Below are 11813 nucleotides of genomic sequence, written 5' to 3'. Positions count from 1 at the left end.
CCGGCTAAGGCGTCCGTCAACGCCGGCCCATAACCGATAGAGATTGGGATATGCCCGATACCGTTCAGGAAGTCTTGCAGGCCTTTGCCAGGGGCGAGCTCGTCGTCGTGACCGACGACGAAGACCGCGAGGGCGAAGGCGATCTGATCGTCGCCGCCTCGTTCTGCACGGCGGAAAAGATGGCCTTCATCATCCGCCACACCTCCGGCATCGTCTGCGCGCCTGTTACCACCGAGGATGCGCGCCGGCTGCGGCTCGATCCGATGGTCGCCCACAACGATTCCGCCCACACCACGGCGTTCACGGTCTCGATCGACTACAAGCCCGACGGCGGCACCGGCATCTCGGCCGAGGAGCGCGCCTCCTGCTGCCGCGCGCTGTCCAATCCCAATGTCGGCGCCAACGACTTCGCCCGGCCTGGCCACATCTTCCCGCTGATCGCCAAGGACGGCGGCGTGCTGCTGCGCTCCGGCCATACCGAGGCCGCGGTCGATCTCTGCAAGCTCTCGGGGCTTCCGCCGGTCGGCGTCATCAGCGAATTGATGAACGACGACGGCAGCGTGATGAAGGGCGAGCAGGTCGCCCAGTTCGCCGCCAGGCACAAGCTCAAGCACGTCACCATTGCCGACATGATCGCCTATCGGCAGGCACGCGAAAAGCTGATCGAGCGGGTCTCGACCTTCACCACCGAAAGCCCGATCGGGCCGCTCCAGGGCTATGCCTACCGCTCGCCGTTCGATTCCATCGCCCACGTCGCCTTCGTCTATAACGGCGTCGGTGACGGCAAGAACGTGCTGACGCGCTTCCACAAGCCGAACATCGTCAAGGACACCTTCACCGGCCACAAGCGCATGGCGGCCGTGCTCGAGCACTTCAAGAAGTCCGGTCGCGGCGTGCTGGTTTATCTGCGCGACGGCGCAGCCGGCGTTCCCGTATCGCCGCTGCCGGACGAGACGGCGACGGAAGCGGACCGCAACCGCCAGTGGCGAGAGGTCGGCGTCGGCGCGCAGATATTGCGCGATCTCGGCGTCACCTCGATCCGCCATCTCACCTCGTCGGTGCACGACTACAAGGGCCTGTCGGGCTTCGGCATCGAGATCGTCGCCAACGAGCAGCTCGAAAGCTGACACGCAGTGTCATTCCGGGTTCGCGCTTTGCGCGCTCCGGAACGACGGAAGCCAGGATGCAATTGCACTTGTTGCCGCGGCGCTTTAGTTTGTCCGGCAATTTCTAGACGGAACCAGACCGAAAGGACGTTTCATGAGCGTGCGCCCTCAGACCAAGGACAAGCCGGCTGCGGCTTCCTTCCAGTGGGACGATCCGTTCCTGCTCGACGAGCAGCTCACCGAAGACGAGCGCATGGTGCGCGACACGGCGCGCGCCTACGCCCAGGACAAGCTGCTGCCGCGCGTCACCAAGGCCTATCTGGAAGAGAAGACCGACCGCGAGATCTTCAACGAGATGGGCGAGCTCGGCCTGATCGGCATCACGCTCCCCGAGGAGTATGGCTGCGCCAATGCGAGCTACGTGGCGTACGGCCTCGTCGCGCGCGAGATCGAGCGGGTCGATTCCGGCTATCGTTCGATGAACTCGGTGCAGTCCTCGCTGGTGATGTACCCGATCTACGCCTATGGCGACGAGAACCAGCGCAAGAAGTACCTGCCCAAGCTCGCCAGCGGCGAGTGGGTCGGCTGCTTCGGCCTGACCGAGCCGGACGCCGGCTCCGACCCGGCCGGCATGAAGACCCGCGCCGAGAAGGTCGCGGACGGCTATCGCCTCACCGGCAGCAAGATGTGGATCTCGAACGCGCCGATCGCCGACGTGTTCGTGATCTGGGCCAAGTCGGCCGAGCACGACAACCAGATCCGCGGCTTCGTGCTGGAGAAGGGCATGAAGGGCCTCTCCGCGCCGAAGATCGGCAGCAAGCTTTCGCTTCGCGCCTCCATCACCGGCGAGGTCGTGATGGACGGCGTCGTGGTCCCCGAAAGCGCGTTGCTCCCCAACGTCTCTGGCCTGAAGGGTCCGTTCGGCTGCCTCAACCGCGCCCGCTACGGCATCTCCTGGGGTGCGCTCGGCGCCGCCGAGGACTGCATGCATCGCGCCCGCCAATACACCCTCGACCGCAAGCAGTTCGGCAAGCCGCTGGCTGCAACCCAGCTGGTGCAGAAAAAGCTCGCCGATATGGAGACCGAAATCGCGCTCGGCCTGCAGGGCTCGCTTCGCGTCGGCCGCCTGATGGACGAGGGCAAGTTCGCGCCCGAGATGATCTCGATCATGAAGCGCAACAATTGCGGCAAGGCCCTCGACATCGCCCGCGTCGCCCGCGACATGCACGGCGGCAACGGCATCTCCGCAGAATTCCACGTGATGCGCCACGTCCACAACCTCGAGACGGTCAATACCTACGAGGGCACCCACGACGTCCACGCCCTGATCCTGGGCCGCGCGATCACGGGTATTCAGGCGTTCTTCTGAGCGCCCGGAATACCGACGTGGTCGATATGCTCCGCTGTCATCGTCCGCGAAAGCGGACGATCCAGTATCCCAGAGACCTCGCCTTCGTATCGACCGCTGCGGCGTACTGGATACCCCGCTTTCGCGGGATATGACGAAGGCCGGAGCGGTACGCATAGGAAGTCTCATGTCCGACAACGACGACGTCCCGTTCAACCGCAGCTTTCCGCTGAAGCCCGGCATTGTCGAGGAAGTTCGCCCCGGCGTGCGGCGCGTGCTCTGTAGCAATCCGAGCCCGTTCACCTTCACCGGCACCGTCAGCTACATCGTCGGCACCGGCAACGTCGCGATCATCGATCCAGGTCCTGACGACGAGGCCCATGCGGCCGCGCTGCTCGATGCTGTCAGGGGCGAAACGGTGAGCCACATCTTCGTCACCCATACTCACCGCGATCATTCGCCCAACACGGCGCGGATCAAGCGGGCGACCGGCGCGCCTGTTTATGCCGAGGGCCCGCATCGCGCCTCGCGTCCGCGCTTCGAGAGCGAGAAGCACAATCCGGAATCCGGATCTGATCGCGACTTCGTGCCCGATATCAGGATCGCCCATGGTGACGTCGTCGAAGGCGCCGGCTGGCGGCTCGAGGCTGTGGCAACCCCCGGTCATACCGCCAATCATCTCGCCTTTGCCTGGCCTGAGCGGAAGTTCAACTTCGTCGGCGATCACGTCATGGGTTGGTCGACCTCGATCGTGGCGCCGCCCGATGGCTCGATGATCGATTACATGGACTCGCTCGACCGGCTCGCCGCACGCGAGGAAGATCTGTACTTCTCCGGCCACGGCCCGGAAATCCCCGAGGGCCAGCGCTTCGTGCGTTTCCTGATCCGTCACCGCAAGGCGCGCGAGGCTTCGATCCTGCACCGTCTCTCCAAGGGCGAGACCGATATCCCGACGATGGTGCGTGCGATCTATATTGGCATCGACCCCCGGCTGACCACGGCCGCCGGCTATTCCGTGCTGGCGCATCTGGAGGACCTCGTCGCGCGCGGCGTCGTCGCGACGGATGGCGATCCGGTGATCGGCGGGACGTACCGGATGGCGAACGCCTAGCGCGCCGTCACTTCTTCACCGTCTTCGCGGGTGCTTTCGGCGGCGTCACCGGGGTCTTCTTCGCCGGCTTGAGCGCATCGGCGTCGGCGGCGGTGTTGAGGTCGTCGATGAACTTCGTCACGCGCGCGGCATTGCTGCCGAGGTCGCTGTCGAAATAGCGCGAGGCGGAGCGGATATCGACGCGGGAATCGTCGCCGTCAGGCACGACCCTGATCGAGATGTCCTCGCGAAAGCCCATGATCGGCGTGCGCGCCACGGCCTCGATGCGGCCCATGCGGCGCGGCGGCTGCGGCTCGCGTTCGTCGATGACGGTCCATTTGCGCTTGATGACGAGCTGGCGCGCGATCGCATAGGCGCGGTCGACGGGGATCTCGAGCTCGATCGGCTCGATGTCAGGATAGAATTGGCGCTGCTGCTCGGCCGAATAGAGACCGGCATAGACGGCCGTGTTGGTGCCGTCGCCGGTGCGCAGGCGCGACAGCGCGTCGAAGCGCGGCGGGTTGATCGGGTCGGTCGTGATGTCGTAGATGTGAGGCAGCTTGCGGTAGAGCAGGGCCTGATAAGCGGGATAGGCGAGGATCGCTCCGTCGATCAGGAAGGCGAGCAGGATGCGCGCCATGCCGCGCGAACCGTTCTGCCAGATCGCGGCAAAGCCGGCGAGGCCGAACAGGATGGACAGTCCCGCAATCGCGAGCCCGCCGAAGAAGGTGGCCAGCGCCGGCTTCATCTCGAGGAAGTCGAAGCGGACGATGATGATCGACACCACCACCGCCACCACCGCGAACACGGCCAGATTGCGTGCCCAGGTGGCGAGGCTGGACACGGGCTCCGACTGATAGGGAGCGGAAAACCTGCGGGCCATGTCGTTCCATCACCGATGTGAGTCGCCGGTTGAGGGCACGGGCGACGGGAGCAAAGTGACCTAACCCATTTTCCGCAGGCCTGTGAAGCGGTTTATCCCCGTTCTAAGCCAGTGAAAGGTCGGGCCGGTCGCGGTCGAACCAACGGCCGCGACAGGCCACTTATCCGAGTATGGTCGTTCGCGGGAGGAGCCATGCGGACGCAAACGGGTATGGGTCGACAAGGCAACGCCGACGACAACGGCACGGCTCCGCCGCGACGCCTGTTCCTGCTTCGGCTGACGATCCTTGTCGCATTTTGCACCGGGCTGGCGATGTCTCCGGGGCTATGAATAGGGCCACGGTCTTATCCACAGGTGCCGGTCTGGTCGCTGCCGCCGATCGAGGGCGCCGTGGCTGTGGCGCTCCATGGTGCGCTGTTCGTGCTGGCAGGGCTTGCGATGATCATCCCTCGCACGCGCTGGCCGATCGTGGGCTTCCTCGCCATCATGATCGCGTTCTGTCTCGCCGATCAGACGCGGTGGCAGCCCTGGGTGTTTCAGTACAGCTTCGTGCTCGTGCTCGTGGTGAAGGGAGAGGCGCACCCATGGGTGCGCCTCATGTGACACCTGATGATGAACCAGGCTTCAGTGCGTGACCAGCGGGCAGGCCGATTCCGACAGCTTTCCGAATGCCTCCTCGCCTGTCATGGTCTGCACCAGCTTGTAGTAGTCCCAGGGCTGCTTGGATTCGTCGGGCTTCTTCACCTGCATGATGTACATCTCATGCTCCATCAGCCCGTCGGCGCGGATCTTGCCGTTGCTGGTGAACATGTCGTCGATCTTCATCTTCTTGAGCTGGGCCATCACCTTGTCGGAGTCAGTCGTGCCGGCAGCCTTGACCGCGTTGAGGTAGGTCATGGTGGCCGAATAGTAGCCCGCCTGGTTCATGGTCGGCTCGCGCTTGGTCTTCTCGAAGTAACGCTTGGCGAAGGCGCGGGTCTTGTCGTTGAGATCCCAGTACCAGCCGGTGGTTAGATAGAGGCCTTGAGCGGTCTTCAGCCCGAGGCTGTGGATGTCGCTGATGAAGGCGAGCAACGCGGCCGGCTTCATCGTCTTGGCGATGCCGAATTCGTCGGCGGCCTTGATCGAGTTGGTGAAATCGTTGCCGGCATTGGCGAGGCCCAGCACTTGCGCACCCGAGTTTTGGGCCTGAAGCAGGTAGCTGGAGAAGTCGGAGGTCGAGAGCGGCACGCGCACCGCGCCGACCACCTTGCCGCCATTGGCCTCGACGACCTTCGAGGCGGATTCCTGCAACTGCGTGCCGAAGGCATAGTCTGCCGTCAGGAAGAACCAGGTCTTGCCGCCCTGCTTCACCATGGTCTTGGCGGTACCGTTGCCCAGCGCCGTGGTGTCGTAGACGTAGTGCACGGTGTAGGGTGTGCAGTCCTTGCCGGTCAGCGATGCACCAGCGGCGCCGATCGCGATGAAGGGGATTTTCTTCTCCTTGGCAACGTTGTTCATCGCCAGGCTGACGCCCGTGTTCGAGCCGCCGAGGATCATGGTGACGCCATCGCGGTCGGCCCATTCGCGGAATTTCTGCGCACCGACGTCGGGCTTGTTTTGATGATCCGAGACCATGAACTCGATCTTGTTGCCGAGGACGCTGCCGCCGAAATCCTCGATCGCCATTTTGGCGGCTTCGACGCCGCCGGGGCCGATGACGTCGGCGTAGAGACCCGACATATCGTCGATATCGCCGATCACGACCTTGTTATCGGCCGCCTTTGCGGCGGTGGTGGCTGCCATCGACGCGGCCAGCAGCCACGGCAGCATTCGTAGCGCAAACAATTTCATCTTGAGCGTTCCCTTTTATTGGCTTGAAGTTCGGCGCGACGTTAGGGAGCGGCCGGGCTGGCTCCAATTCGTCTTTGGTCGCGTGTCCGAAACGAAAAAGGCCCCTGACGATCAGGGGCCGAATTCGACTTTGGCCGTCCGGTGGACGTTAGGCTGCCGCGTTCGGGAAACGGTACTCCTTGAACTGGTCGCGGAGCGCCGTCTTCAGGATCTTGCCGGTCGCGGTGTGTGGGATGCCGTCGACGAAGGCGACGTCGTCGGGCATCCACCATTTGGCGATCTTGCCGTCCATGTATTTGAGGATGTCTTCGCGCGTGGCCTGCTGGCCCTGCTTGAGCTGCACGATCAGCAGCGGCCGCTCGTCCCATTTGGGATGGAAGACGCCGATCACGGCGGCCTCGGCCACGGCCGGGTGGCCAACCGCGAGGTTTTCGAGGTCGATCGAGGAGATCCACTCGCCGCCGGACTTGATCACGTCCTTGGAGCGGTCGGTGATCCGCATATACCCACCCTCGTCGATGGTCGCGACGTCGCCGGTGTCGAAGAAGCCCTCCTCATCGAGGATGCTGTTGTCGAGGCGGAAATAGGCCTTGGCGACCGCAGGACCGGAGACCTTGAGGCGGCCAAAGGTCTTGCCGTCCCAGGGCAGCTCCTTGCCGGCATCGTCGGTGATCTTCATCTCGACCGCGAAGGGGGCATACCCCTGCATCTGGAGCACGTCGAGCCGCTCATCGCCGGATGCGTTCTGGAACGGCGGCTTGAGCGCCGCGACGCTGCCGATCGGGCTCATCTCGGTCATGCCCCAGGCGTGACGGACGTTCGAGCCCATGTCGAGGAAGGCCTTGATCATGGAGCGCGGCATCGCCGATCCGCCGCAGATCACCATCTTCAGGTCCGGCAGCTTCAGATTGTTGGCGGTCATGTGCTGGAGCAGCATCAGCCACACCGTCGGCACGCCGGCGGTGTGCGTCACCTTCTCGGTGGAGAGCAGCTCATAGACCGAGGCGCCGTCGAGCTTGGGGCCGGGCATCACCAGCTTGGTGCCCTGCGAGGGTGCGGAGAAGGCGATGCCCCAGCTGTTGGCATGGAACAGCGGAACCACTGGCAGCATCGTCTCGGATGCGCTGGTGCCGAGCGCATCGACATTGTTGGCCATCAGCGCGTGCAGCACGTTGGAGCGATGCGAATACAGCACACCCTTCGGGTCGCCCGTCGTGCCAGAGGTGTAGCACATCGCCGCCGCCGTGTTCTCGTCAAAGTCCTTCCATTTGAATTTGCCGTCGGCCTCGGCGATCCAGTCCTCGTAGGCCACGACGTTCTTCAACGTGGTCTCGGGCATATGTGCCTTGTCGGTGAGGATGACGTACCGTTCGACGCTCGGCAGCTTGTCGGCGAGCTTCTCCAGCACGGGCACGAAGGTGAGGTCGACCATCACGATGCGGTCCTGCGCATGGTTGATGATCCAGGCGATCTGCTCGGGGAAAAGCCGGGGATTGACGGTATGGCAGATGGCGCCGATGCCCATGATGCCGTACCAGACTTCGAGATGTCGCCACGTGTTCCAGGCGATCGTGGCGACGCGGTCGCCGAGCTTGATGCCATCGCGCTCCAGCATCTGCGAGACCTTGAGCGCGCGCTTGTGGATTTCGGCATAGGTGGTGCGATGGATCGGTCCCTCGACCGATCGCGTGACAACCTCCTGCTTGCCGTGAATCTTGGCGGCGTGTTCGATGATCCGGTGGCAGAGCAGGGGCCAATCTTGCATCAAACCGAGCATTCAGACGTTCCTCCGAGAAGTTGCTGGGCGCATTATCGCTCTCAGCGCAGGGCCAAAGAATTGTCATGAGTTTTAGCCTGCCGGACTTTCGCCGCAAATGGTCTTGTCGCGGCAATATGTCCGCTGGCGCGGCAATGGTTACCGCCGCGGTAGGGCTGGCGCTTCTGCTCGCGGATCGGGCGGAGGCGAGAAACTATGCTGCGCCGCTCGATTTGTTTGGTCTTGGTGCACCACGGCCGCATAAGAGCGCTCGTTCAACCAAGATACCGCTACCAAAGCCTCGCCCGGAGGAGGCCCCGAAGGCAACGGACATGGTCGCGCCGGAAGCCCAGGACAAGTCTTCCCCGGACAAGCCTTCTGCGGGCGAGCCCGGCGGCAACAAGCCGGCTGAGGCTGCGCCCCCTTCCGAGAAGCAGCTCTCGGCGTGCCGCCTCGCCCTGACCGATGAGGTCGCCATCGCACCGTCCATTCCCGATATCCGTGGCCCCGGCGCCTGCGGTGGTGGGGATCTGGTGCGGCTCGAGGCGATCGTGCTGCCGGACAAGCACAAGGTCGCGGTCAAGCCGGCGGCGATCCTTCGTTGCACCATGGCGTCGGCGATTGCGGATTGGGTGCGCACCGACATGGAGCCGCTGGCTGCGAGCCTCGGCTCGACCATCACCGACCTCGACAATTTTGACAGCTTCGAGTGCCGCGGCCGCAACCGTGTCGTCGGCGCAATGCTGTCCGAGCACGGCAAGGCCAATGCGCTCGACGTCCGTTCGCTCAAGCTCGCCAATGGGCAGGCAATTGGCCTGACCGACCGCACCATCTCTCGCGACGTGCGCGAGCGCGTGCTGCATTCGGTGTGCTCGCGCTTCTCCACGGTGCTCGGTCCGGGCTCGGACTGGTACCATGAGGACCACATCCACCTCGACCTTGCGCAGCGCCGCAACGACTACCGGATCTGCCAATGGAACGTCTGGGACCCCTTGCCCAAGGTCGCCCCTCTGTTGCCGGCGGAACGCCCCGAGGAGGCACCGCCACGCGAGGTCGCGGCCAAATCAGAGGGCAGCAAGGATGGGGCCGCTGACGACCAGAAGACCGTGCCCCCCACCGCGCCGGCGGGCAAACCGGCAGCCGACCCCGGCAAGAGCAGGCCCGCAACAAAAAAGCGCCGGTAAAACCGGCGCTTTTCGAGAGCCCTGATCAGGCTGGAATTAGTAGCTGCTGGTCTGAGAACCGCCGCCCTGAAGCGCGAGGCGCGAATTGTAGGGCGAGTCGCCGTGCTTCGGCTCAAGCACCACCACGATGGTGCCGACCTTGACCCGGCTGTAGAGGTCGATCGCGTCCTCGTTGGTCAGGCGGATGCAGCCCGAGGAGATCGAGGCGCCGATATATTCCGGCTGGTTCGTGCCGTGGATGCGGAACAGCGTGTCCTTGCCGCCCGAATAAAGGTACATCGCGCGCGAGCCCATCGGATTGTCCGGGCCGGGGGCGACGTAGGTCGGCACGCCCAGACGCGAGATCTCGCCGGGGGTCGGGTGCCAGGCGGGCCATTCGGTCATGCTGCCGACCTTGGCAATGCCGGACCAGGCCATGGCCTCTTCGCCGACGGTGATGCCGTAGCGGATCGCCTTTCCGCCATCCATCACATAGTAGAGGTAGTGGTTGTCGGAATCGACCACGATGGTGCCCGGCGACTCCTTGCGGTGGTAGTCGACGATGGCGCGACGGAACGGCTCTGCCACCGGCGTATTCTCGTACCGGATCTTGGCAAGGAGCTCCTTGTCCTTCGGCTTGAAATTCTGGGTGTTGGTGGCTTCGTAATGCGTGGCCTGCATGCAGCCCGACAGCATGAAGCCGGCAGCCAAAACTCCCAACATAACTTTCAGCGACGACATGGTTTGGTTCCAATCAAAACAATACCGCGCAGGTCCTTAAGCGTAGTGCCCAAGGCCTTCGACTCCGTTGCTTTCATTATCGTTGAAATCTGCCACAATTCCAGCGTTTAGGGGCTTATCCCGCGCTGCGAGACCCAACCTGTGGCTTTTTTGCCGCAAGTTTTGCGCTTTCGGGTTCGTTTTTTGGCGCGAAAAGCACAGCTGTCGATTCTGTGCCACAGTTGGGCCATGTCACCGCCACAAATGCAAACGCTCCGTTAATGTGGTTGTCATCATGAACTTGTCAGAATCGCGCTAAGGGCTGTCATTCTGTCGCAGGCCTCTCCTGGAGTTGTTCATGTTTTCCGTGTTCGTTCCCACCGACTCCTCCCTGAAGAAGGCCGTCGTCGATGATCTCGAGGCGGTGCCGGACCACGCCGTGTGGGTCGATCTGGTCAACCCGACCGCGGCCGAGGACAAGGCGGTGGAACGGCTCTTGGGGATCGCGATCCCGACCCGGGAGGACATGCAGGAGATCGAGATCTCGAGCCGCCTCTATATCGAGAACAGCGCGCGCTACATGACCGCGACGCTGATGTGCCACTCCGATACCGACATGCCGCGGACAACGGCGGTGACCTTCATCCTCGGCGACCACCGCCTGGTCACGGTGCGCTACGACCAGCCCAAGCCATTCGCCCTGGTCGAGGCCAAGCTGGCCCGGACCTGCACCCCCGCAATCACCGGTGAGATGGTGCTGATGGAGCTCCTTGACGCCGTGATCGACCGCTGCGCCGACATTCTGGAGCGCTGCGGCATGGAGATCGACCAGGTCAGCCACGACATCTTCGAGCCGGAGAGCGAGCGCCACGGCCATGCCAAGCAATACTCGCAGATCCTGATCTCGATCGGCCGCAAGGGCGATTTGACCTCCAAAGTTCGCGAGAGCCTGGTGTCGATCGGCCGCGTCGTGACCTTCCTGTCGGCGGTGGTCGAGGGCGTGAAGTGGTCCAAGGACATGCGCGAGCAGCTCAAGACCATGCAGCGCGACGTCGCCTCGCTGACCGATCACGCCTCCTATCTCTCGAGCAAGATCACCTTCGTGCTCGACGCCATGCTCGGCGTCGTCAATCTCGAGCAGAACAACATCATCAAGCTGTTTTCGGTCATGGCCGTTGTCCTGATGCCGCCGACGCTGATCGCCTCGATCTATGGCATGAACTTCAAGTCGATGCCGGAACTGGAATGGGCGCACGGCTATCCGTTCGCGCTGGTGCTGATGGTGATCGCCGCAATCGTCCCGTACTGGATCTTCAAATTCAAGAAGTGGCTGTGAGTCCGGCGCACTTCTGAAAAATAGCTACTGAGACCTTACGCCGGTCGCAGAGACAAGGCTGATGGTGTCGCAGAATAGAGCGTCATTGCGGCTGCGCCGTGATGTGTGTGTCGTGCCCCAATTCCTCCGGTAAAATTTGAGCATTGGGCTGAACGGTTGCGCGAAACTTGTCTGCGATAAGCAGCGTGTTAGCCGCGAGGAACAGCCATGGTTGAGAAACACATAACGACGCCCCGCAACGTCATCGACCTGACGAGCTATCGTCGGAGTATGGCGAGCGGCAAGGCGCCGTCGTTGTCGGCACGCATGTGCCGGCACTGTGGTGCTCCGCTGCTCGATGGCGAGAATGACGACGATTGCTCGACCGCATTCAGTGCAACCGCACCACGGCTGCGCGAACGGTCGCGTCGAATTCGCCTGGACTGAGGAGCGGAAGGAAGGGCGGGCGATCCAGTCTTGCGGCGGCGTTGTCTGGATCGCCTTGCTTCCCGCCCTTCGCGGCAAATCCCCTAAAGCGGGATGGGTTTAATCTGAATCGATTTGGGATTCCCAAATCAGCTTGTTTCTGATTCACCATG

The 11813-nt window shown here is 63.2% G+C and carries 11 protein-coding genes; 6 read left to right on the top strand and 5 right to left on the bottom strand.

What is annotated here, in order from left to right; translation table 11 throughout:
• The first annotated feature begins 50 nt into the window (after nucleotides 1-50).
• The 3 genes from ribB to QY049_RS35745 all read left to right on the top strand — a co-directional run bounded on the left by ribB (nucleotide 51) and on the right by QY049_RS35745 (nucleotide 3565).
• Nucleotides 51-1127 (top strand): 3,4-dihydroxy-2-butanone-4-phosphate synthase, encoded by a 1077-nt coding sequence (ribB, locus tag QY049_RS35755; protein ID WP_194477187.1) that lies wholly within the window; start codon nucleotides 51-53, stop codon nucleotides 1125-1127.
• 133 nt (nucleotides 1128-1260) lie between these two features.
• The gene (locus QY049_RS35750; RefSeq protein ID WP_258762730.1) at nucleotides 1261-2475 is read left to right on the top strand and encodes an acyl-CoA dehydrogenase; all 1215 of its coding nucleotides are present in this window, start codon (nucleotides 1261-1263) and stop codon (nucleotides 2473-2475) included.
• 166 nt (nucleotides 2476-2641) lie between these two features.
• Nucleotides 2642-3565, top strand: a complete 924-nt coding sequence (locus QY049_RS35745) for an MBL fold metallo-hydrolase (protein WP_258762729.1) — start codon at nucleotides 2642-2644, stop codon at nucleotides 3563-3565.
• Nucleotides 3566-3572: 7 nt separating this feature from the next.
• Here the strand turns inward: QY049_RS35745 and QY049_RS35740 are convergent, their stop codons facing one another.
• Nucleotides 3573-4427: a DUF1499 domain-containing protein gene (locus tag QY049_RS35740; RefSeq protein WP_194477185.1), complete on the bottom strand. Its 855-nt coding sequence runs from the start codon at nucleotides 4425-4427 to the stop codon at nucleotides 3573-3575.
• Between the two features lie 390 nt (nucleotides 4428-4817).
• Here QY049_RS35740 and QY049_RS35735 point away from each other — a divergent pair, with 390 nt between their 5' ends.
• On the top strand, nucleotides 4818-5030 hold the full coding sequence (locus QY049_RS35735; protein ID WP_194477183.1) for a hypothetical protein: 213 nt from the start codon (nucleotides 4818-4820) through the stop codon (nucleotides 5028-5030).
• A 21-nt stretch (nucleotides 5031-5051) separates the two neighbouring features.
• Here QY049_RS35735 and QY049_RS35730 read toward each other — a convergent pair whose 3' ends face one another.
• Together QY049_RS35730 and QY049_RS35725 are read right to left on the bottom strand one after the other, a co-directional pair.
• Nucleotides 5052-6239: an ABC transporter substrate-binding protein gene (locus tag QY049_RS35730; protein ID WP_258767023.1), complete on the bottom strand. Its 1188-nt coding sequence runs from the start codon at nucleotides 6237-6239 to the stop codon at nucleotides 5052-5054.
• Between the two features lie 169 nt (nucleotides 6240-6408).
• Complete coding sequence (locus QY049_RS35725) at nucleotides 6409-8037, bottom strand: fatty-acid--CoA ligase (RefSeq protein WP_258762728.1); 1629 nt, start codon at nucleotides 8035-8037, stop codon at nucleotides 6409-6411.
• A 65-nt stretch (nucleotides 8038-8102) separates the two neighbouring features.
• Between QY049_RS35725 and QY049_RS35720 the strand changes: the two genes are divergently transcribed.
• Nucleotides 8103-9200 (top strand): extensin family protein, encoded by a 1098-nt coding sequence (locus tag QY049_RS35720; protein ID WP_258762727.1) that lies wholly within the window; start codon nucleotides 8103-8105, stop codon nucleotides 9198-9200.
• A gap of 36 nt (nucleotides 9201-9236) precedes the next feature.
• Here QY049_RS35720 and QY049_RS35715 read toward each other — a convergent pair whose 3' ends face one another.
• Nucleotides 9237-9920, bottom strand: a complete 684-nt coding sequence (locus QY049_RS35715; RefSeq protein WP_194477179.1) for a L,D-transpeptidase — start codon at nucleotides 9918-9920, stop codon at nucleotides 9237-9239.
• A gap of 337 nt (nucleotides 9921-10257) precedes the next feature.
• Between QY049_RS35715 and QY049_RS35710 the strand changes: the two genes are divergently transcribed.
• On the top strand, nucleotides 10258-11235 hold the full coding sequence (locus tag QY049_RS35710; protein WP_194477178.1) for a magnesium transporter CorA family protein: 978 nt from the start codon (nucleotides 10258-10260) through the stop codon (nucleotides 11233-11235).
• A gap of 370 nt (nucleotides 11236-11605) precedes the next feature.
• On the opposite strand, the gene QY049_RS35705 is transcribed toward QY049_RS35710, so the two are convergent.
• Nucleotides 11606-11813, bottom strand: a 208-nt coding sequence (locus QY049_RS35705) for a hypothetical protein (protein ID WP_301270493.1), incomplete at its 5' end; no start/stop codon positions are given.

Source organism: Bradyrhizobium sp. WYCCWR 13022, assembly GCF_030435535.1.
Lineage (GTDB): Bacteria > Pseudomonadota > Alphaproteobacteria > Rhizobiales > Xanthobacteraceae > Bradyrhizobium.
Note: the sequence above shows the minus strand (reverse complement) of the source record. Positions and strands in the feature narration are given on the sequence as shown.

Excerpts from the sequence above, each read along its gene's own strand:
- QY049_RS35740 (WP_194477185.1), bottom strand. The coding sequence starts at position 4,427 with ATGGCCCGCAGGTTTTCCGCTCCCTATCAGTCGGAGCCCGTGTCCAGC.
- QY049_RS35750 (WP_258762730.1), top strand. The coding sequence starts at position 1,261 with ATGAGCGTGCGCCCTCAGACCAAGGACAAGCCGGCTGCGGCTTCCTTC.
- QY049_RS35715 (WP_194477179.1), bottom strand. The coding sequence starts at position 9,920 with ATGTCGTCGCTGAAAGTTATGTTGGGAGTTTTGGCTGCCGGCTTCATG.
- QY049_RS35730 (WP_258767023.1), bottom strand. The coding sequence starts at position 6,239 with ATGCTGCCGTGGCTGCTGGCCGCGTCGATGGCAGCCACCACCGCCGCA.
- QY049_RS35720 (WP_258762727.1), top strand. The coding sequence starts at position 8,103 with ATGAGTTTTAGCCTGCCGGACTTTCGCCGCAAATGGTCTTGTCGCGGC.
- QY049_RS35710 (WP_194477178.1), top strand. The coding sequence starts at position 10,258 with ATGTTTTCCGTGTTCGTTCCCACCGACTCCTCCCTGAAGAAGGCCGTC.
- ribB (WP_194477187.1), top strand. The coding sequence starts at position 51 with ATGCCCGATACCGTTCAGGAAGTCTTGCAGGCCTTTGCCAGGGGCGAG.
- QY049_RS35745 (WP_258762729.1), top strand. The coding sequence starts at position 2,642 with ATGTCCGACAACGACGACGTCCCGTTCAACCGCAGCTTTCCGCTGAAG.
- QY049_RS35725 (WP_258762728.1), bottom strand. The coding sequence starts at position 8,037 with ATGCTCGGTTTGATGCAAGATTGGCCCCTGCTCTGCCACCGGATCATC.